This is a genomic window from Gordonibacter sp. An230 (assembly GCF_002159915.1).
Taxonomy (GTDB): Bacteria; Actinomycetota; Coriobacteriia; order Coriobacteriales; family Eggerthellaceae; genus Rubneribacter.
This window is the reverse complement of the sequence record NZ_NFJP01000002.1, coordinates 40,222-59,962: the sequence shown is the minus strand read 5'-3', so window position 1 is coordinate 59,962 and position 19,741 is coordinate 40,222. Positions and strand designations below refer to the sequence as shown.

Annotated in this window: 20 protein-coding genes; 18 read left to right on the top strand and 2 right to left on the bottom strand. The window is 63.4% G+C overall.

The window, feature by feature from the left end:
• The first annotated feature begins 12 nt into the window (after nt 1-12).
• The 5 genes from dsrB to B5F40_RS01440 all read left to right on the top strand — a co-directional run bounded on the left by dsrB (nt 13) and on the right by B5F40_RS01440 (nt 4,482).
• The gene (dsrB, locus tag B5F40_RS01460; protein ID WP_087192609.1) at nt 13-1,068 is read left to right on the top strand and encodes a dissimilatory-type sulfite reductase subunit beta; all 1,056 of its coding nucleotides are present in this window, start codon (nt 13-15) and stop codon (nt 1,066-1,068) included.
• A 138-nt stretch (nt 1,069-1,206) separates the two neighbouring features.
• Nucleotides 1,207-2,574, top strand: coding sequence for a YeiH family protein (locus B5F40_RS01455; protein ID WP_087192608.1), 1,368 nt, complete (start codon nt 1,207-1,209; stop codon nt 2,572-2,574).
• A gap of 6 nt (nt 2,575-2,580) precedes the next feature.
• Nucleotides 2,581-2,952, top strand: coding sequence for a hypothetical protein (locus tag B5F40_RS01450; protein WP_087192607.1), 372 nt, complete (start codon nt 2,581-2,583; stop codon nt 2,950-2,952).
• Nucleotides 2,953-3,051: 99 nt separating this feature from the next.
• Nucleotides 3,052-3,906 carry a hypothetical protein gene (locus tag B5F40_RS01445; RefSeq protein ID WP_087192606.1) on the top strand — a complete coding sequence of 285 codons (855 nt, stop codon included), beginning with the start codon at nt 3,052-3,054 and terminating at the stop codon, nt 3,904-3,906.
• Nucleotides 3,907-4,017: 111 nt separating this feature from the next.
• The gene (locus B5F40_RS01440) at nt 4,018-4,482 is read left to right on the top strand and encodes a DVU0298 family protein (protein WP_087192605.1); all 465 of its coding nucleotides are present in this window, start codon (nt 4,018-4,020) and stop codon (nt 4,480-4,482) included.
• A gap of 445 nt (nt 4,483-4,927) precedes the next feature.
• Here B5F40_RS01440 and B5F40_RS01435 read toward each other — a convergent pair whose 3' ends face one another.
• Nucleotides 4,928-5,584, bottom strand: coding sequence for a precorrin-2 dehydrogenase/sirohydrochlorin ferrochelatase family protein (locus B5F40_RS01435; RefSeq protein ID WP_087192604.1), 657 nt, complete (start codon nt 5,582-5,584; stop codon nt 4,928-4,930).
• A gap of 343 nt (nt 5,585-5,927) precedes the next feature.
• On the opposite strand from B5F40_RS01435, the gene B5F40_RS01430 reads away from it, so the two are divergent.
• From B5F40_RS01430 to B5F40_RS01375, 12 genes are all read left to right on the top strand, one after another.
• The gene (locus B5F40_RS01430) at nt 5,928-6,149 is read left to right on the top strand and encodes a hypothetical protein (protein ID WP_087192603.1); all 222 of its coding nucleotides are present in this window, start codon (nt 5,928-5,930) and stop codon (nt 6,147-6,149) included.
• An 8-nt stretch (nt 6,150-6,157) separates the two neighbouring features.
• Complete coding sequence (locus B5F40_RS01425) at nt 6,158-6,670, top strand: RsbRD N-terminal domain-containing protein (protein WP_087192602.1); 513 nt, start codon at nt 6,158-6,160, stop codon at nt 6,668-6,670.
• Nucleotides 6,667-7,656, top strand: coding sequence for a sulfate reduction electron transfer complex DsrMKJOP subunit DsrM (gene dsrM / locus B5F40_RS01420; protein ID WP_087192601.1), 990 nt, complete (start codon nt 6,667-6,669; stop codon nt 7,654-7,656). The genes B5F40_RS01425 and dsrM overlap by 4 nt, the downstream gene beginning before the upstream one ends.
• A gap of 5 nt (nt 7,657-7,661) precedes the next feature.
• Nucleotides 7,662-9,338: a sulfate reduction electron transfer complex DsrMKJOP subunit DsrK gene (dsrK, locus tag B5F40_RS01415; RefSeq protein ID WP_087192600.1), complete on the top strand. Its 1,677-nt coding sequence runs from the start codon at nt 7,662-7,664 to the stop codon at nt 9,336-9,338.
• Entirely contained in the window at nt 9,331-9,720 is a 390-nt protein-coding gene (gene dsrJ, locus B5F40_RS01410; RefSeq protein ID WP_087192599.1) for a sulfate reduction electron transfer complex DsrMKJOP subunit DsrJ, read from the top strand. The genes dsrK and dsrJ overlap by 8 nt, the downstream gene beginning before the upstream one ends.
• Nucleotides 9,721-9,765: 45 nt before the next feature.
• Nucleotides 9,766-10,539: a sulfate reduction electron transfer complex DsrMKJOP subunit DsrO gene (gene dsrO / locus B5F40_RS01405; RefSeq protein WP_087192598.1), complete on the top strand. Its 774-nt coding sequence runs from the start codon at nt 9,766-9,768 to the stop codon at nt 10,537-10,539.
• On the top strand, nt 10,532-11,776 hold the full coding sequence (gene dsrP, locus B5F40_RS01400) for a sulfate reduction electron transfer complex DsrMKJOP subunit DsrP (RefSeq protein ID WP_087192597.1): 1,245 nt from the start codon (nt 10,532-10,534) through the stop codon (nt 11,774-11,776). Before dsrO ends, dsrP begins: the two co-directional genes overlap by 8 nt.
• A 131-nt stretch (nt 11,777-11,907) precedes the next feature.
• A complete protein-coding gene (locus B5F40_RS01395; RefSeq protein ID WP_087192596.1) occupies nt 11,908-12,222 on the top strand; it encodes a TusE/DsrC/DsvC family sulfur relay protein in 315 nt (104 codons plus the stop codon).
• A gap of 45 nt (nt 12,223-12,267) precedes the next feature.
• Nucleotides 12,268-13,677 carry a cobyrinate a,c-diamide synthase gene (locus tag B5F40_RS01390; RefSeq protein ID WP_087192595.1) on the top strand — a complete coding sequence of 470 codons (1,410 nt, stop codon included), beginning with the start codon at nt 12,268-12,270 and terminating at the stop codon, nt 13,675-13,677.
• 107 nt (nt 13,678-13,784) lie between these two features.
• Nucleotides 13,785-15,173 (top strand): histidine--tRNA ligase, encoded by a 1,389-nt coding sequence (gene hisS, locus B5F40_RS01385; protein WP_087192594.1) that lies wholly within the window; start codon nt 13,785-13,787, stop codon nt 15,171-15,173.
• A gap of 488 nt (nt 15,174-15,661) precedes the next feature.
• Nucleotides 15,662-16,060, top strand: a complete 399-nt coding sequence (locus B5F40_RS01380; RefSeq protein WP_087192731.1) for a ribbon-helix-helix domain-containing protein — start codon at nt 15,662-15,664, stop codon at nt 16,058-16,060.
• Nucleotides 16,057-16,467, top strand: a complete 411-nt coding sequence (locus B5F40_RS01375; RefSeq protein WP_087192593.1) for a type II toxin-antitoxin system VapC family toxin — start codon at nt 16,057-16,059, stop codon at nt 16,465-16,467. Before B5F40_RS01380 ends, B5F40_RS01375 begins: the two co-directional genes overlap by 4 nt.
• A 56-nt stretch (nt 16,468-16,523) precedes the next feature.
• On the opposite strand, the gene B5F40_RS01370 is transcribed toward B5F40_RS01375, so the two are convergent.
• The gene (locus tag B5F40_RS01370; protein ID WP_087192592.1) at nt 16,524-18,305 is read right to left on the bottom strand and encodes an FAD-dependent oxidoreductase; all 1,782 of its coding nucleotides are present in this window, start codon (nt 18,303-18,305) and stop codon (nt 16,524-16,526) included.
• Nucleotides 18,306-18,559: 254 nt separating this feature from the next.
• Between B5F40_RS01370 and B5F40_RS01365 the strand changes: the two genes are divergently transcribed.
• Complete coding sequence (locus B5F40_RS01365) at nt 18,560-19,726, top strand: LuxR family transcriptional regulator (protein ID WP_140396374.1); 1,167 nt, start codon at nt 18,560-18,562, stop codon at nt 19,724-19,726.
• The last annotated feature ends 15 nt before the right edge of the window (nt 19,727-19,741 follow it).

Here is a 19,741-nt window from a genome sequence, read left to right as displayed (position 1 = left end):
GAGGTGAATTCCATGCCCAAAATCGACAATGGACCCCCGGATTACCGTCTTAATCTGCCGCCCATCGTCAAAGAGAACTACGGCAAGTGGGAGTACCACGAGTCACCGCGCCCCGGCGTGCTGAAGCACGTGGGACCGGCGGGGGCGCTGTATAGCGTGCGCGCGGGATCTCCGCGCCTGGTGAGCGTCGACTTCATTCGTGACGTGTGCGCGCTGGCCGACAAGTACTGCGACGGCTACCTGCGCTTTACCAGCCGCAACAACATAGAGTTCTTGCTGAGCGACGAGGCGAATGTCGAGCCGCTGATCGAGGAGTGCGAAGCTCAAGGGCTGCCTGTCGGCGGCACCGGCGCCTCCATCAGCAACGTTGTGCACACTCAGGGATGGGTGCACTGCCACACGCCCGCGACCGACGCCTCGGGCATCACGAAGGCGGTCATGGACGATCTGTTCGAGTACTTCAAGCGCGACGACCTGCCCAACAAGCTGCGCATCGCCATGGCGTGCTGCCTGAACATGTGCGGAGCGGCCCATGTGAGCGACATCGCGCTTGTAGGCGTGCACCGCACCGTGCCGCGCATCGATCACGAGGCGGTTCGCAAAAGCACCGAGATCCCCAGTCTGGTGGCATGCTGCCCCACGGCGGCTATCCGACCGGATCCGAAGAACAAGAGCGTGACGGTCGTTGAGGAACGCTGCATGTACTGCGGCAACTGCTACACGATGTCTCCCGGTATGCACATCATGGACGCGAAAAACGACGGCGTGGCCATCCTGATTGGCGGCAAGGTGTCGAATGCCCGCACGGCGCCTGCGTTCTCGCGCATGGTCATTCCGTTTCTGCCGAACAACCCGCCGCGTTGGCCGGAAGTCACCGAAGCGGTGCGCGGCATCGTCGATCTGTGGATCGCGAACGCTCGCAAAGGCGAGCGTCTGGGGGAGTGGATCGAGCGCATCGGTTGGGAGCGGTTCTTCGACCTTTCGGGTATTCCCTTTACCGACAAGCATATCGACGATTACATCTTCTCGCGCGAGACGTTCCGCACAGGTGCGGCGTTCAAGTACTGAGGAAATCGACGCCGCCGGCCCGCGCCGGGGCCGGCGGACGGATCGGGCGGCGGCATCTAGTTGGCGTTCGGGATGCCGCTGCCCATGGCGGCGGGGCGGGGCCATCGCCGCCATCCTAGATAAAAAGGGGATAAGATCATGTCAAACGACATTTCAACGAACAACACCAAAACCAATGGCGGAGGGCTGAAGAGCCTGTATCTAAAGGAAGACTGGTGGGCCGTATGGATCGGCTTGGGAACCGTGATCGTCGGCCTGCTGCTGTGGCAATTCGGCGGCTCCCTCAAAGCGATCACCGTGTCCTTCAAGAGCTATGAGAATCTGGCCGAGATTCCCGGCATGGTCGCTCCGCTCCTTCCGGGACTGGTGGTCCTGTACGTCATCATGGCCGTCGTGTTCTGCATCGCCATGGCCATCATGAAGAAGAAGGTGGGCCATTTTCTTGCAGGCTTTACGGTCCTGTACCTCATGGCTATCGTCGTGCAGGTGCTGGGTGAGTGGCAGGTGGCCAAAACGCTCAATCTCGAGGCGCCGGTCATGGCCTTGATCGTAGGCATCATCTTGGGAAACTTCCTCAAGATCCCGGACTGGTTCGAAGCGGGCATGCGCACTGAGTTCTATGTCAAAACCGGCATCGTGCTCATGGGCGCCACGCTTCCGTTCACGCTCATCCTGCAGTCCGGTCCCGTCGCGCTCCTGCAGGCGACCGTGGTGGCCGTGTCGACGTTTTTGACCATCTATTTCGTGGGAACGCGGCTGTTCAAGATCGACAAGCCCTTCGCAGCCACGCTGGGCGCCGGTGGCTCCATCTGCGGCGTGTCCGCCTCTATCGCCATCGGCAGCTCCGTGAATGCCAAGAAGGACCACGTGTCCGTGTCCATTTCGATGGTGGTTATCTGGGCCACGATCATGGTGTTCCTGCTTCCCATCGTGTGCCGCGCCCTCGGCTTGTCCGACGGCGTCTCCGGCGCCCTCATCGGCACCTCTGAATTCGCCGATGCGGCTGGCATCGCCGCTGCGGCTCAGTTCGGCGACGGCGCCATGACGACTTTCACGCTGATGAAGGTTGTCGGTCGCGACATCTTCGTGGGCATCTGGGCGTTCATCTTGGCGGTTATCTCCGTTACGATGTGGGAGAATGGCAAGTCCGCTGACGGCGCGCGCCAGAAGCCGAGCGCGGGCGTCATCTGGGAGCGCTTCCCGAAATTCGTCGTCGGCTTTTTCATCGCGTCCATCATCGTCACGCTGGTGAACTTGGCTGTGGGATCGCCCGATCTGGTTGCGGCCATCGATTCGTCGGTTATCTCTCCGGTTAAGAACCTGCGCGGATGGGCCTTCGTGCTGTGCTTCCTGTGCATCGGCCTGACCACGCGTTTCAGGGATCTCGCCGCCACCGGCTGGAAGCCGTTCGCAGCGTTCACCATCGGCGTCGTGGTCAACGTTGCTCTGGGCTTTTTGCTCTCCGTGTTCCTGCTGAACGACTACTGGACGTCGGTGGGGATGTAAGCGACCATGTCCGCATCGAAGGTGAAGGAAACCTGCATTCAAAGCGCCTGCTTCTTCCTCCCGTTCTTCGAGGCGGGGGAGTGGCGCCGGAGGGGGAAATCGCCTTGGAAGTCCGTCAAGAAGATCGAGGGGACTCCAGATGCGATTCGCGAGCTTGCGGCCTACACGAATCGGTGCATGTCGCACAGCGCGGCCGTCATGGAGTTTTTGCTCAGCATCCATGACGACTGGAAGATCACCGTCAAGAGGGACGGGGTGTGGATGGAGACGGAGACGATGATCTGCGAGGATATCCTGCCCCGGCTCGAAGAGGCGGGGATCAGCGAGAACGACTACGCGCTCTACAGCGAGTACACGCGCAAATGGGGCATGATCTAGCCCTGGAGGTTCATGCTTGAAGCCGCAGGCGGCCTCGCGAAAACGGGGTTGCCTGCGGCTTTTTCACCACAGGGGTGATGCAAGGGAGAAGGGGCCAAGATGAGAGCTTACGAACGCATCGTGGCGGTGCTCGGCGACGAGGCCGACGCGGAATCTCGCAAATGGGTGCGCCGCAAATACACTATCAGGGTGCGCATCGCGGGGGCTGCCGCCTTCGCGCTGTTCATGATGATCATGGGAATGTCGGGCACTCCCTGGTTCGCCATCAGCACGCTTGTTCTTCTGCCGCTCATGATCGTCGCGGTTTTCTTCGGGGTGTTCATGAGGGGAACGGTGAACAAGGGGCTCACGCGCCTCATCGACGACGACTGCGACCCGCTCCTGTGCGCTCGCCGGACGCTCGCCCTGCTCGAGAAGGACAAGAAGAACGCCGATCCGCGCAGCGGCCTGTTCAGTTACGCCTACGCCCTGCGATGGCAGGGCAAATGGAACGAGGCGGCCAAGCTCATGCGAGTTCTGGAGGACGATGCCGACCCCCAGGGCTTGTTCCTCTGCCATAGCCTTCTGGCGTACTGCGCGTGGGACGAGCGCGACCTCAAAGGTCTCACCGCCGAGGTCAAGATCTTGAGGGAGCTGCCCGGCGAGTCGCTGTCGAAGGATGCGGCCGCGCACATTGCCGAGCACGTTGCCCTGCGAGAGTTGCTGGCCAAGGAGGTCAACGGGAAGCAGTCAAAGGCAGCGGCCGGGTATCTCCAGGTTGCCGACGACCCCAAGGCCCTCCCCGCTCATCGCGTGCTGTTCTCGCTGAAGGCGGCGGGCTGCTTGATCGATCCTGCCGAGCGGCAGGCGCGCCTTGCCTATGTGGCGGAGCACGGCGGCACCACCTGGTGCGCGGCGGAAGCGAGGAAGCAGCTGGAGAAGGAGACGCGGAAGAAGCTGGATGCCGCCCTGTAGGAGGTTTTGCGGATTCCCGCCTCGTTTTTTCTCGCAGGTGCGGTGAAAGCGAGGGTCAGGTGCTCGCCCTGCGCCGAACTCGGGGGGGTGACTCGAGAGGATGTGACGGTTTTGGGTATCACGAAAAGAGGGGTGCGGGCGCTTGTCGAGGCCGGCGACGAGACGGCTATCCTGGCGCTGTTCGACGAGGACCCGCATCGGGTGCAGCGCTTCCTCAAGCGGCTGGCCTGCGCGCCCGACGCAGCGCATCACGCGCGCACCATCGAGTGCTTCCGCATGCTCTCGCGCGAGCGGTCGGCGCGTATGCCCGAGTTCTTCCGGGAGACCATCCGGCGCAGCCTGTGGGAGATGAACGAGGAGAGCGGCAACGTGGCGTGGTCGGCGCCGGAAATCGTCGCAGCCGTGGTGGCCGGCGCGCCCGAACGCTACGGCCGGTTTGCCTCGTACCTGATCATGGCCGCTCTCGGCGAGCCCACGTTCCACCCGAGCCTGATCGCTGCCGCCGACCTTTTGGCCTCCGCCAACCCTGCACTGGTGGAGGAGTTCCTGCCCCAGCTGGAGTCCCTGCGCCGCTGAGCCGACGGTCGCGCTTTCTTAAGCAGGGCAACGCCCAGCAAACATGCTCACATCACGACCTCGAAGCCGTGAGGGAGCCATCGCCACGCCATCTTCGCGTCGGTAATCGAACCTCGTCAAGCCGCGTACGACCGCCAAGAAGGGCGGGGTCCGCATCCTTGCGAAACCAGAACCCTTCCGTTCCGCTCTTTGCTGTTCATCATGTTTTGAGTTCGCCGTTTTTCGCATTGAACGCCAAAGGGTTGGCGGAGAGGCTATGGGCAGGATGTCCGAGCGGCTTATCGGAAAGCGCATGCGCGCTGAGCGGAGCATGCATGCGCACCGCCGCACGTCGCGCGTCTTTCGGCGCGCGATATAGGGTCATCCCGCGCGTATGCCGAACATCCCGCGCGTATGCCGAACTATGCGGATGCAAAGAAGCTGGAGCCGACAGAAGGCCCCGTCTCTACAGGAGGGTTGCGCAGGCGGCCCGCTCGTCTTCCAGCAGCTCTTCCAGCAGGCGCTCGGCGGCCTCTTCGTCGGCGGCTTGCACGAGGCGCTGGACGCGGCCGTCGGTGGCCTGCTGCCAGAAGCGGAGGCGCGCGGGCTCGTCGGGCAGGGCGGCGATGGCGCGCGGGCGCCAGGCGGCAAGCAGGTCGAGGTAGGCCTCGAAGCCCGCGGGGATGCGCTCCTCCAACTCGCTGCGCAGCCGGCGCGCCGTGAGCGGGCTCGCGCCCTCGGTGGACACGGCGATGGTGAGCTTGCCCCGGCGCAGCACCGAGGGGAGGAAGAACGTGCAGAGCTCCGGCCGGTCGGCCACGTTCACCGGCAGGTGCGCGGCGCATGCGTCGGCGTGGACCTGCGCGTTCACTGCTTCGTCATCGGTGGCGACGAACACGATGTCGGCGTCGTCCAGGTTGCTCGCCTCGTAGGCCTGCGCGCGCCAGGCGCACCGGCCGGCTTGGATGTGCGCGGCCAGCTGGGCGGACACGTCGGGCGACACGACGACGACGGTTGCGCCCGTGGGAAGCAGTCCCTCCACCTTGCGAGTTGCCACGGAGCCGCCGCCCACCACCACGGCGACGCTCCCTTCGAGCACAAGCGACACAGGGTATGTTTGCATGGTGCTCTTCCTTTCGGTCGACTGGCAGAGCCGGGCGCTTCGCAAGGCCGCCGTCCGGACCGAAAGCCGTCCATCCTGCGGTTCGATTGCCTTCACGGCGCCGAAACGCTTGCGCCATTGTAGCGCACGCGTTTCGGCGCATGGCTATCCCCGCGTGCTGCAACGAGTCAATATTATGCTTTTCATCAGGCGAAATGCATAGTCATCCGGTTTCTTGATGCTTTGATGAAACCTTTTTATTTTACAGGTGGCAAACAGGGTGATTTACTGGTTCTATTGCGTGGTGGGCACGCGGCCTCGTTCGAGGCGCGCCTGCGCGCATCACATCTTGGAGGAGGCTGTTATGCAAAAAGGCGCTGCAGATCCCGTCATCAAGCAGAAGGTTCTCGATTATCTCGACACCGTGGAGAAGGCCAAGAGCAAAGAGATCGCCAAGGCCATTTCCGAGACGAAATCCGATGTCGACCTGGCTGTCAAGGAGCTCGCCTTCGAGGACAAGGTGGAGTACCTCTACATCACCACCACGTTTGTCGCCCTGAAGGGCAAAGTCGCCCCTCCCGAATAGACCGCGCCATGAGCACGATCTACGAAGAGATCGGCGCTCGGCGTGCGGGTATCCTCAAAGCATGGCGACCCCTGTTGGCGTCCGGGCCGCAGGCGTCCTGTCCATCCGCATCTTGCCAAACGGGACGTTTTACGGAGCCGGTAGCCTATCTGGCTGGCGAATGCGCGAACGACGTACTGAGCTGGTTGATGGCCGGTCGGCCTTCCGAGGAGGCGCCTGCGTCGTTGGACGATTGGTGCCGCTTAAGGGCGGTGCAGGAGGTCAGTCCGTCGCGCGCGCTGCGTCCGATCTTCGATTTGAAGCGCATTGCCCGAGATGCCGTGGGGGCAAAAGGCGATGCGGATGGGTGGGCGGCGTTCGACGAGCGTGTCGACGAGATCGCGCTGCTGGCATTTGATCGGTACGCTGAATCTCGGGAGAAGCTGTTTCAAGTGAGACGAGACGAGATGCGAAGAGGTGAGGGGATCATGAACTCAAGGCAGGCCCGCGACCGGGCTCGGCTCAAGGGGGATGGGCGATGAAGATAGCCGTCCCCTTGGCTTTAACGCTCGCGCTTGCGGGGATCGCATGGGCGGGGATTCAGCTTCTGGGGCTGTACGGTTTGTTCGGCATCGTCGTTCCGTACGTTGCGCTGGCAAGCTTCGTGGTCGGGTTCGTGTATCGTTTGGTGAAATGGGGAAGATCGGCTGTGCCGTTCCGCATTCCCACCACCTGCGGCCAGCAGAAATCGCTTCCGTGGGTCAAGCAGAACAAAATCGAGAACCCCGCGTCGACCGCTGGGGTGGTGGGCCGCATGCTCATGGAGGTGCTGTTCTTTCGGTCGCTGTTTCGCAACACCAAGACCGAGAAGCACGGCGCCAATCTGGGAGTGGGATCGGCCAAGTGGCTATGGTTCGGTGCGCTCGTGTTCCACTGGTCCATGCTGGTTGTGGTGCTGCGGCATCTACGCTTTTTCTTGGAGCCTGTGCCGGCGCCGTTGGCTGCGCTTGAGGGTTTCGACTCGCTTTTGCAGGTGGGGCTTCCGGTGCTCTACATCACCGACTTGACCATCGTCTGCGCTCTCACTTTTCTGTTTGTTCGGCGCGTGGTGCTCCCGCGCGTGCGATCGCTGTCGCTGCCAAACGATTTCTTTCCGCTGTTTCTGCTGCTGGGTGTCGTGGCGGCCGGCGTTGCCATGCGCTATTTTGTGCGCGTTGACGTTGAGGCGGTCAAGGAGATGGCGATGGGGCTCGTGACGCTGCATCCGGTGGTGGTTGACGGCGTGGGAACCATCTTTTACGTCCATCTGTTCCTAGCGTGCGCGCTCGTGGCTTATTTCCCGTGGAGCAAGCTCATGCACGCTGGCGGCGTTGTCTTGTCGCCTACGCGCAACATGGCGAACAACAGCCGGTCGGTGCGCCATGTCAATCCCTGGAGCCGCGATCTTCCGGTGCACACGTACGCCGAGTATGAGGAAGAGTTCAAGGACAAGATGGTGAAAGTCGGACTGCCGCTGGATGCGGAGTGAGGGCCATGGCGAAACTACTGAAACAAGACGAGCTGCTCGACTTCTCGCTGGATGCGACCAGTGCGGATTGGCGCCATGCTCCCGTCGAATTCAAGGAGGGCATGTACTGCCACGGCGCCAAGCCGAAGAACTTAGAGGTGGTGGGCCTGCCCAACGGCCACGATTGGTCACCGACTGACGATGACTGGCATCTGCCGGAGGGTTGGAAGGACATCGTCCTGAACGGCATGGAAGACCTCATGAAGAAGTACCGCTCTTTCAAGCTGTACATGGACGTGTGCGTGCGCTGCGGAGCGTGCGCCGACAAGTGCCATTTCTATCAGGGCACAGGCGATCCGCGTAACATGCCGGTCGCTCGCGCCGAGCTGCTTCGCTCGGTGTACCGTCGCTACTTCACCACGTCGGGCAAAATGTTCGGCGAACTGGTGGGCGCTCGCGATCTCACCGAGGACGTCATCAAGGAGTGGTACTACTACTTCTTCCAATGCACTGAATGCCGCCGTTGCTCGGTGTTCTGCCCGTACGGCATCGATCAGGCCGAGATCACCATCATGGGGCGTGAGCTTCTGAACCTTCTGGGACTGAACACCGAATGGATTGCCGGTCCGGTGGCCAACTGCTACATGAAGGGCAACCATGTGGGTTTGGAGCCCCAGACCATCATGAGCAACATCGAGTTTCTGATGGACGACCTGGAGGATATCACGGGCAAGCGCATCACTCCCTCGTTCAATCGCAAGGGCGCAGAGATTTTGTTCGTGGTCCCGTCGGGCGACTTGTACGCCGAACCCGGCACCTTCACCTTCATGGGTTACATGCTGCTGTTCGAGCAGCTGGGACTTGACTATACGCTGTCCACGTACGCCTCGGAAGGCGGCAACTTCGGCTTCTTCACCACAAACGACATGGCTAAGCGTCTGAACGCGAAGATGTACGCCGAGGCGAAGCGCCTGGGCGTGAAGTGGATACTGGGCGGCGAGTGCGGCCACATGTGGCGCCTGGTGAACCAGTACATGGACACGTGGAACGGCCCGGCGGACTTCCTGGAGGTTCCCGTGTCGCCCATCACCGGCACGCGGTTCGAGAACGCGGCCTCCACGAAGATGGTGCACATCACCGAGTTCACGGCCGATTTGCTGTACCACGACAAGATCAAGGTGGACCCGAGCCGCAACGACCACCTGGTGGTCACGTACCACGACTCGTGCAACACCTCGCGCGCCATGGGCCTTTTGGAGGAGCCGCGCTACATCATCAACAAGGTGTGCAACCACTTCCACGAGATGCCCGAGGAGACCATCCGCGAGAAGACGCTGTGCTGCGGCAGCGGATCGGGCCTGAACGCAGGCGAGAACATGGAGCTGCGCATGCGCGGCGGCTTCCCGCGCGCAAACGCCGTGCGCCATGTGCGTGACAAGTACGGCGTGAACGTGCTCGCGAACATCTGCGCGCTCGACCGCGCTTCGTTCCCGGCTCTCATGGACTACTGGGTGCCCGGGACGAAGGTCATGGGCGTGCACGAGCTGGTGGGAAACGCACTTGTCTTGGATGGCGAAAAGGAGCGCACGCTCGACCTGCGCTTGGAGGAGCTGCCGAAAAAGCCTGCACCGGCATCCACGGGAGACGCGGGGGTTGAGGCGGCTGCAGGCGCTGACGCGGAAGGAGTGGGATCCGATGCATAAGGGAGGGAGGATCATCGCCTTCGCGGCGGTGTTCTGCCTGGTGGTCCTGTCGCCATTCATCGTGAATTTGGCCAATGCTGCGCCGGCGCCCGAGGCGAGCCTCGACACGCCAACCATCAACGCGCTTTCCCAAAAAGAGTGCGTGGCCGATGCAGCCTACATGCGAGACAACCACATGCAGATGTTGGACGAATGGCGCAACGACGTGGTGCGTGCCGGATCGCGAGAATACGAGAGCGCGTCGGGCCAGGTGTACGAGAAGAGCCTGGATGGCACCTGCTTGGAATGCCATTCGAACCGCGAGGAGTTCTGCGATTCCTGCCACGACTACGCAGGGGTCCAGCCGTATTGCTGGGAATGCCACGACACCGCCGAATCGTGAGCGGGCGAGCGTAGCGCAGTCGAGGAGAGGAGCCATGTGCCGGTCATGAGAAGACGTGATTTTCTGATAGCGGGAGCCGTGCTGGGAGCCGCCGGGTTGGGTTTGGGCGGCTGTAGTTCGTACGGGGGATCTGCTCAGGAGTCGGCCGGCGGTGAAGCGGGCCGCCACTGGGGGTTCGTCGTCGATGTGGAGGCGTTCAGGGAGAAGGCCGATCTGGACGCCATTTGCGAAGCGTGTCACAGCGCTCACAACGTGCCCCGTATCGACAATCCCAAAGAGGAGATCAAGTGGATCTGGGGGGAGCCGTTCGAGGAGACGTTCGCCGAGTACGCAAACGAGCACATGGGCGAAAGCTTAAGGGATGCCTCCGTGCCAGTCATGTGCAACCACTGCGAAGAGCCGCCGTGCGTGCGCGTGTGCCCGACAAGGGCCACGTTCAAGCGCGCTGACGGCATCGTGGAGATGGACTACCATCGCTGCATCGGCTGCCGGTTCTGCATGGCCGCCTGCCCCTACGGTGCGCGCAGCCTGAACTTCAGCGATCCGGTCGACTATCTTGAAACGGTGAACTCAGAGTATCCCGTCCGCACGCGCGGCGTGATCGAGAAGTGCATGATGTGCGCAGATCGCATCGACAAGGGCTTGATGCCCTTATGTGCGGAGGCGTCGAACGGAACCATCCTGTTCGGCGATCTGAACGATCCTGATTCCGAGGTCAGCCGGGCGCTTGAGGAGTCGTTCGCCGTGAGGCGCCGTGCGTCTTTGGGCACGGGACCGAGCGTGTATTACATCGTCAAGGGAGGAGAGCAGCGTGCTTGAGAAAGCCTTGCGCGGCTCCAAAGGTTATTACGTGTGGGTGGGCCTGCTTCTGGCAGGCATTGCCGTTGGCGTCGCGGCCTATGCGAATCAGCTGATGAACGGGCTTACGCTTACCGGCATGAGCCGTGACGTCTCGTGGGGCCTGTACATCTCCCAGTTCGTGTTCTTGGTGGGCGTGGCGGCCTCTGGCGTGATGGTGGCCATCCCGTACTACCTGCATCATTTCAAAACCTACGGCAAGATCGTCGTCATCGGTGAGTTCATGGCGGTGGCGGCGGTTCTCACGGCGGTGCTGTTCGTGGTGGTTGACCTGGGTCAGCCCATGCGCGTGCTGAACGTGATTCTGTTCCCTACGCCGAACTCCATGCTGTTTTGGGATATGTGCGTGCTCTCGTCGTACCTTATCGTGAACTTGGTGATCGGGTGGACGGTGCTCGGCGCAGAGAAGAAGGGCTTTCCGCCGCCGCGGTGGACGCATGTGCTCAGCATCGTGGCCATCCCGCTTGCCGTGGGCATCCACACGGTCACGGCGTTCCTGTTCGCGGGCTTAGCGGGGCGCGAGTATTGGCTGACGGCCATCATGGCTGCGCGCTTCTTGTCCTCGGCGTTTGCGGCAGGGCCGGCGCTGCTCATCATCCTGTGCCTCGTGCTGCGCCGGTCGCTTGCGTTCAACGTGCCCGAGCGAGCTATCGATTCGCTGGCTAAAACCGTATGCTACGCGATGATCGCCAATGTGTTCTTCTATCTGCTCGAGGTGTTCACTGCGTTTTACAGCAATATGCCCGGGCACAAAGCGCCTATTGAGTACTTGTTCTTCGGGCTGGACGGGCATGCGCAGCTGGTTCCGCTCATGTGGCTGGCCGTGGTGCTGGCGGCGGTGGGCATTCTGCTTCTCTTGGTTCCGAAGTGGCGCCGTTCGCACAAGACGCTCGTACCTGCGCTTGTGGCCGTGTTTTTCGCCTGCCTGATAGACAAGGGACTGGGACTTGTTCTGGGAGGCTTCGTGCCCAACTCTTTTGAGCAGGTGGTCGAGTACGTTCCCAACCCTAATGAGCTCTTGGTCATCTTGGGGGTGTACTGCATCGGAGCGCTCGCGTTGACCGTGTTGTGCAAGGTGGCTGCGGGGGTGCGCGCGGAGAACGGCGATGCGGCGACCTCGGAGACTGCGGCCGTGGAGGACTCCGCAGCTCGCCCGGATGCTGCGGACGGCGCGCGCGAGGAGGTGCCGGCGGCGTAAAAGCGCACGGGCGTCGGAAGGCGCACGACGACTTTCGCGCGTGCGTAAGAGGAGGCATCAATCGGCGGGAGGCCCTGTCGACTGGTCATAGAATTTGCATGGACAGGCACAACGACGTAAGGAGGAGCAACATGGCTGAATTGGTAGTCGGCGACCGCGTTCTGGCGCTTGACGAGGACGGTTTTCTGGAGGATGCCAGCCAGTGGGACGAGGAAGTTGCCGAGGCCCTGGCCAAGACCGAGGAGGTGGAGTTGACCCCTGAGCATTGGGAGGTCATCAACTACCTGCGCAACTACTACGCCGAGTTCGGCGTGGCCCCCATGGTGCGCAAGATGCTCAAGGATACCGGCAAGTCCAATGCCGAGATCTACGAACTGTTCCCGAGCGGTCCGGGCAAGGGAGCTTGCAAGATAGCCGGCCTGCTCAAGCCGACCGGCTGCGTGTAGGAAGGAGAAGGCCGCGCCGGTTGCCGACGCGGTCTTCGATTCGCTATGAGCGGTATCAACGAAGCGACGGTGCTGCCGAGGGTGATGATCGCGGCGCCGAGCGGGCGCAGTGGCAAGACGGTCGTGTCTCTTGGCCTGATGCGCGCCTTGCGTCGGTGCGGTCTTGAGGTGCAACCGTTCAAGAAGGGCCCTGACTTCATCGACCCGGGGTGGCATGCGGCGGCGGCCGGGCGTACGGGCCGCAACCTCGATCGCTTCTTCATGCCCCCCGATCTGTTGCGCCATGTGCTGCGCGAAGCTTCGGCGGGGGCCGATGTGTGCGTCATCGAGGCTGCAATGGGGTTCTACGACGGGCTGGACGCGCAGGGCAGCACGTCGTCGGCTGAAATCGCCAAGGCCACGGGCACGCCGGTCATCTTGGTTCTGGACGTGACGCGCATGACGCGCACCGCGGGTGCCGTGGTGATGGGTATGCGCGATTTTGATCCGGATGTGCGAATCGCCGGAGTGATCTTGAACAAAGTTCGTGGCGAGCGGCAGCGATCACTGGTGAGCGAGGTGATCGAGCGCATGTGCGGTGTGCCGGTGGTGGGCGCGGTGTCGAAGGACGGCTGCATGGGCGTGCCTGATCGCCATCTTGGTTTGGTGACGAGCGCCGAGGCAGCCGATCGCGAACGGATGCTCGATGGCATGGCCGCCCATGTGGAGCGTTGCGTGGATATGGATGCGGTGTTGTCCATCGCGCGATCGGCGTCCCCTGTGACAGGAGGGGCGCAGGGGGCGCCGATCGCGCTCGATGGATGCCGAGCCGTGACGCGAGCGGCGATCGGCGTGATGCGCGACGAGGCTTTTTCGTTCTATTATCCGGAAAACCTGGAGGCGCTGGAGCGTGCGGGCGCCCAGCTCGTTTTCGTGGACAGCATGCGTGACGCCATGCTCCCTGGCAACCTCGACGGACTGTACATCGGGGGCGGGTTTCCCGAGGAGTTTGCGTGCCGGCTTGCGGCCAACGCCGACATGCGGGTGAGCGTGCGGGAGCGCATCGAGGGCGGGATGCCGGTGTTCGCGGAGTGCGGCGGCCTGCTGTACTTGGGTCGCACGCTGACCTATCGAGGTCGAACCCATTCGATGGTGGGCGCGCTGGGCTTCGACTCGGTCATGTGCGATGCGCAGCGCGCGCACGGCTACGCACGCGGCGTGGCCACGGGGGCGGGATGGCTTTCGGCCGGCACCGTGCTAATCGGCCACGAGCATCATCACTCGACCGTGGTCGATCTGGATCCGGATTCGACGTTCGCCCTGAGCAACGAGCGCGGGCGCGGCGTAACCGGCGGCTGCGACGGCGTTTGCCGCAAGAACGTCATCGCCGGCTACCTGCATGTGAACGCGCTGGCTTCTCCTGACTGGGCTCCCTCTTTCGTGGACGCGGCGGCTCGTTTCCACGCCGCTCGCTGAGCCGCTGCCTCTTCATGGCGCGTTGCGCGTGCCCCGTCGTTTCGGCAGGCGAAGTGCGCTACAATATGGGCAATCCGTCGAATCGTCGAGAAAACAAAGGAATGCTCATGGCACTCACAGCTCCCGAAGGAACGAAAGATCTGCTCCCCGACGAGGCAGCGTTCTGGGCGCATTTCAAGGCGACGGCTGCGAACGTGTGCGGTCGGTACGGCTACGTGCCCATCGAGACGCCGCTGTTCGAGCAGACGGAGCTGTTCGTGCGCGGCATCGGGGAGGCCACCGACGTCGTGTCGAAGGAGATGTTCACGGCCATTTCCGGCCAGAACCTGGCCACGCTTCTTAACGGCGGCACCGTGAAGGCGAAAAGCCGTCTGAGCCTGCGCCCCGAGGGCACCGCCGGCGTCGTGCGCGCCGTCGTGCAGCACGACCTCGTCCCGCAGGGCGCCGCGCCCGCCAAGCTCATGTACGCCGGCCCGATGTTTCGCGCCGAGCGTCCGCAAAAGGGCCGCCAGCGCCAGTTCAACCAGGTGGGGATCGAATGCCTGGGAGCGGAAGACCCCAGCGTGGACGCCGAGGGCATCATCATGCTCATGCGCTTCTTCGCGGCCATCGGCATTCCTGCGGAAACCATGCGCCTTTTGGTGAACTCGATGGGCTGCGACGCGTGCCGTCCGGCATACCGGGAGGCCGTGCGCGCGTATATGGCCGCGCATGCGGGCGAGCTGTGCGAGGAGTGCAGCCGCCGCGCCGAGATCAACCCGTTGCGCGCGTTCGACTGCAAGAACCCCGGTTGCGCCGCCGTCATGGAGGGCGCGCCGAAGATCGCCGACCACCTGTGCGACGGGTGCCGCGAGCACTACGAGGCCGTGAAGGGGTACCTGGACGGCGCAGAGCTTGCCTATGTGGAGGACTCCACGCTCGTGCGCGGGTTGGACTACTACACGCGCACCGTGTTCGAGGTGCAGGTGACCGAGGGCATGGGCAGTCAGAACGCCATCGGCGGCGGCGGGCGCTACGACAAGCTGGCCCAGGAGGTGGGCGGCCGTCCCACGCCGGGCTTCGGTTGGGCGCTCGGATACGAGCGCTGCGTGCTCGCGCTTCAGGCGGCGGGCCATGCGTTCGCGCCGGCGGCGCGCTGCGACGTGTTCGTGGCGTGCGTGGACGATTCCGTGCGCCGGACGGCGTTCTCGCTTGTTCAGGCGTGCCGCGACGCGGGGTTGGCCGGCGAGATGGACCATCAGCACCGCAGCTTGAAGGGACAGTTCAAGCTGGCTGACAAGCTGGGGGCGGGCATCGTGGCCGTGCTGGGGCCCGACGAGGTGGCGGCGGGCCAGGTCAAGGTGCGCAACATGCGAACGCATACCGAGCGCCCGGTCGATCTAGAGGCGATGCTCGCCCTGCTCGCGCGCTTCGGCGGCGAGCCGGTGGGCGGTGCGGCTGCCGCCGTGCGCGTCGAGGACGTTTTCGGCGACGGCGATTCCGCGGTCGAAGGCTAGGCGTTCGGAGGGCGAGCGCATTCGGCGCGTTCGGCGTCGGCATCGCGTCGTACTCGGCCGCCGAGGGGGCGATGCCCGTTTCGAACGTCTCGCTGCGTAAAGGCGGTCATCGGTCGAATCGGTAAAGAACTCGGAAACTTTTATCGATATTTTACCGATTCGATGCGATACGCGCTGTTTTAAGGTGTTTGGAGCCCCGCTTGGCTGCAAATGCGGCGTCTTCGTATGGTGCGAGCGGCATTTTCCCTTCCGCCTTTGCCAATTCGGTACATTATTTGCGAAAAAGTTCGGATTTTTGACCGAACGTGCGTGGTTTCCTCCGTCCGTCGGGTGAATCGGATGAATCCGCTTCGCGAAGCGCACGCCTTCGTTGCGCGATGTTCCTTTCGCACGCTTGTTGACAGTATGCATGCTGAATGCAGGTATTGCGCATGTAAAGAAAAGAAGGTATGATGCATGCACTATGCATGAAGCGAAAGGAGCATGCCATGCCCGCCCTGCAAGTGCGCGATTTCCCCGACGATCTGTACGAACGGTTGAAGGAATACGCGGCCAGCCAGCATCGCAGCGTCGCCCAGCAGACCATCGTGGCCGTGGAGCAGATGCTCGCGCGCGCCGATGAGCCCGGATACCATTGGGACGGCGAGCGCCTTCGCTGTCCGCGCCCGCGCTACTTCGACTTCGACACCGAGGCCGCCCGCGCCGAGCGCGCCAAGAGGCGCAAGGAGCTGTTCGCAGAGATGCGGAAGCTTACATGGAAGGGACCGGAACCGACGGCGGACGAGATAGTGGCAATGGTCCGGGAAGGGCGCGAGGAGCGCACCGACCGCATCATGGAGGCGACGTTCGAATTCGGCAAGGTGCGCGAAGAGGGGGCTGTCTCATGATCGTGCTCGATTGCAATGCGGCGTTTGCCATGGTGCGCGGCACGCAGGAGGGGAAGGCTCTGGAGGCGCTGCTGCTTAAAGGGGAGGGCATCGCCGCACCCGCGTTTCTCAAGGTCGAGTTGGCGAATGTTTTATGGAAGAGCGTTCGTGCCGGCATGGTGGACCGACGCGAGGCTGACGCAGCGGCTGCGGCAGCTACGGCTTTGGTGGGGGAGTTCTTCGATGATGAGGAGCTTGTTGTCGAGGCGCTGTCCGAGGCGGTGCGACTGGGCCACCCCGTCTACGACATGCTGTACTTCGTCTTGGCGCGCAGGTTGGGCGCCACCCTGTTCACGATTGATCGGAAGCTGCAGGGCCTCTGCGCGGACAACGGCGTGAACTGCGTGTTCACGGACGACGAGTTCTAACGCATCGGGCCCGGAGCTGCGCCGGGCCCGACAGGGGGGGATGGGCTTGCGGGTGCCTACCAGGTGCCGGCGGTCAGGTTCTTGCCCAGCAGATAGCCGAACGTGGTGCAGGCGCCGCCGAGGTTGATGCCCGGCACTTTGTAGTCGTACACGTCGCCGTACATGTCGCCTACGACCGTGCCAACGCCGTACAGCCCGGGGATGGGGTCGTTGTTGGCATCGCATACGTGCATCTGGATGTCGGTGTTGAGGCCGCCGGTGATGCACAGCGTGTAGGGCTCGTTCTTGATGCCGTAGAACGGCGGCTGCTTCACCGGCAAGAGGAAGCGCTTGTCCTTGTGGAACTCGTCGTCGAGGCCCGTCTCGCAGTAGCCGTTGTACCGCTCCACCTGGGCGAGGAACTCCTCGCGGGGAAGCCCCAGCCCGTCGGCCAGCTCCTCGAGGGTGTCGGCCTTGACGGCGTTCTCGGCCATGGTGGCGTCGAATCCCGCGTACTCTTCGGTGGTGGTCCAGTCGGTGTTGGGGTCGAACAGCGCCTGGATGGCGTCGTAGACCTCTTGCGTGTCGCGCGCCTCGCCGCCCACGCGGTCGCTCTGCCAGGGCGCGGAGTCGCGCACCCAGTTCTCGTCCCAGATGAGGAACGCGCATCCGTCGGGTTGCACGCGCTGCGGGTAGGGCATGTAGCCGTACGTGCAGTTCTCGTTGGAGTAGCGCACGCCCTTCTTGTTCACGAGCAGGCCGGGGAACGTCGTGAGCGCACCTTCGGCCCACCAGCGGCACGGCAGCACCTCGTCGCCCATCGTGGCCAGCATGGGCGCGTTCGGCGTGTACTTCTGCCAGGCGGCGCCGATCCACAGCGCCAGCTTGAGGCCGCTGCCGTCGTAGACGCCGCCATAGCCGAACGGCAGCGCCATGGGGCAGTACTTCGCCACCATGTCCTTGTCCTGCGAGAAGTCGCCTGTGGCCAGCACCACGCCTTTCGAAGCGTTATAGCGGGTGTACTCGCTGTCGTGCTTCGCGACGCAGCCGGTGACGCGCCCGGTGTTGTCGCCTTCCCGGTCGAGCTGCACGGCTGTCGTGCTGTAGAAGATCCGGCCGCCGCCCTTTGTGATCTCCTCGGCCAAGGCCTCGACGACGATCTGCTGCGACGCGCCGGCCGCCTGGGCGCCCTCGGCCACGAAGGAGTGCGACACGTTGAGCGTTTTGAGCGGACCGCCGTCCCACCAGCTCGTGCCGCCGTCGCGCTGGTTGTTCTCGATGACGGCGGAGATGCCGTAGGGCGCCACCTTGTCCATGAGCCAGTTCATGGCGGTGCCGGACTCGTCGAACACAAGCCACCACTTCTCCTGGTCGAGGCGGAAGCTGTTTGCGGCGAAGATGGACTGGAAGATGGGTTCGATCTCCTCGCGGGTGAAGTCGAGGTCCAGCTCGTGGGTGAGGCGCGTGTTGAAGGCCGCGTTGGAGCCTCCGCGCGACACGGGGCCGTCGCTCGAGGCGATGAGCACGACGTCGGCGCCTTCCTCGACGGCGGACGCGGCGGTGACGAGCCCGCCCACGCCCGCGCCGATGACGAGGATCTCGCATTCGACGGTGTTCGTGATCTTGCTCTCGTCGACGGGCTCGGGCGGAATCTCGAAGTTCCACTTCGCGTTCTGGAACGTTTCGGCGTCGAGAATCAATTCTCCCTGCTCGGTCGTGGCGGCTCCTTTGGCCGCGTCGCCTTTGCCCTGCGGGGCGCACCCCGCCAGTCCAAGCGCTCCGGTGGCCGCCGCGGCGGCTCCCACGACGGTCGCTCCCTTGAGGAAGCTGCGGCGGTTCATGGGTGTTTCGATGCTCATGGTCCCTCCTCGAGTTCTTTTGTGCCTGCCCCTGCAAGGGTGGGGCGTCCCCTTCCTCGGGGCCTTTCGAGCATAGCGGCCAATTGCCGCCGCCGCATCACTCGCTTCGAGGGGCTTTTCGCTCAGCAAAGCCGCCGGTTGGGAATTCGCTCTTAAAATCACTCGAAATGCGTTATTCGCCAGGTGGTGTTGCCTCCACTATACTGACGGGGACGCGTGGCGGGAGGGCCGCGCGAAAGGGCAGGGGAGGCGCCATGCGAAACGGGATGTGCGAGCGGGGGCGCGGCTTTGCGCTCGTTGGGAGGCCGACCGTGTTCGATGTTGGCATAGGGGTGCTGTACTTCTTCACCTCGCATATGGTCATCCGCACCATGTACTACGTCGGCGTCGATCGCTCGCTCGCGGAGCTTTCGACGTTCTTCTTGATCGTCGTTTGCGCGGTCACGCTTGCGCACCTCGTGGCGAAGCCGCTTCTGCGCGCTCGGCTGTTCATCGAGTCGTCGTTCGGCGTGCCGGCTGTCAGCATGGCGGCGGCGGTTGGGGCTGTGCTTGCGCTTGTGTCTATGTTGCCCGTGGTAGGGGTGGGGTTGTTCTGGGCTTCGGGTGCGCTGTTGGGGCTTGCGTGCGGCTGGATGACCGTCATCTGGACATCGACGATTCGAGCGTCGCGCCCCGACCCCGATTCGTTCTTCGTCGACCCGTCGCTTGCGGTGGCGGTTGCCGTTTATTTTCTGTTCCGATTGGTCAGCACGTTTTCGGACGCTGTGGCCCAGGGATTTCTCCTGGCGCTTCCGCTTGCGGCCTTCGCGTGCATCGTCCAGGCCGGACGGGGGGAGGACGGCAGCGCCGTCATCGTGGGCGAGCGGGCCCAGGCGCTTCGGGTGCTCGTCGTGGTGGCGGCGGTGTTCGCGGTGGGGTGCAGCGTGATGGCGTATTTGTCGGGGCGCGAGGACGGCGTGCTTTCTTCGGGGTTGAACTACATGGCGCTGTTCGAAGCGCTGGCGGTTTTGGCCATGGTGTTCTGCAGCGGGTTGATGGGCCGCTTCGCGCGGGAGGGGTCGGCTTTGAGCGCGTGGGGGACGGCGGTGCTCACGTTGTGCGTGTGCGTTGCGCCTCTGTTCTGCATCGGGCTTGTCATGGGAGGTGCGGGCATACCAGACCGCTCGCCCGATGCATTGTGGGAGACGAGCGTGTGGGTGCTCATCGTTGCCATCTTCGCGTACGACATCCGCACGTCGCCCTATGCGGTGAAGGGGCTGGCGGTGGGTGTGATGTTCGAGGCGATGTGCGTGGGGCAGCTGGTCGTGCGCGTATCGACGTTCGGGGGGGGGGTGCCTGCTTTCGCCGTGCCTTGGTGTCGGCTTGACGTTGCTGTACTTTGCGAGCGTGTGCCGTCATGTTCTTGGCGGGGGACGGGCTGAGAAGGCGCGGTCGAA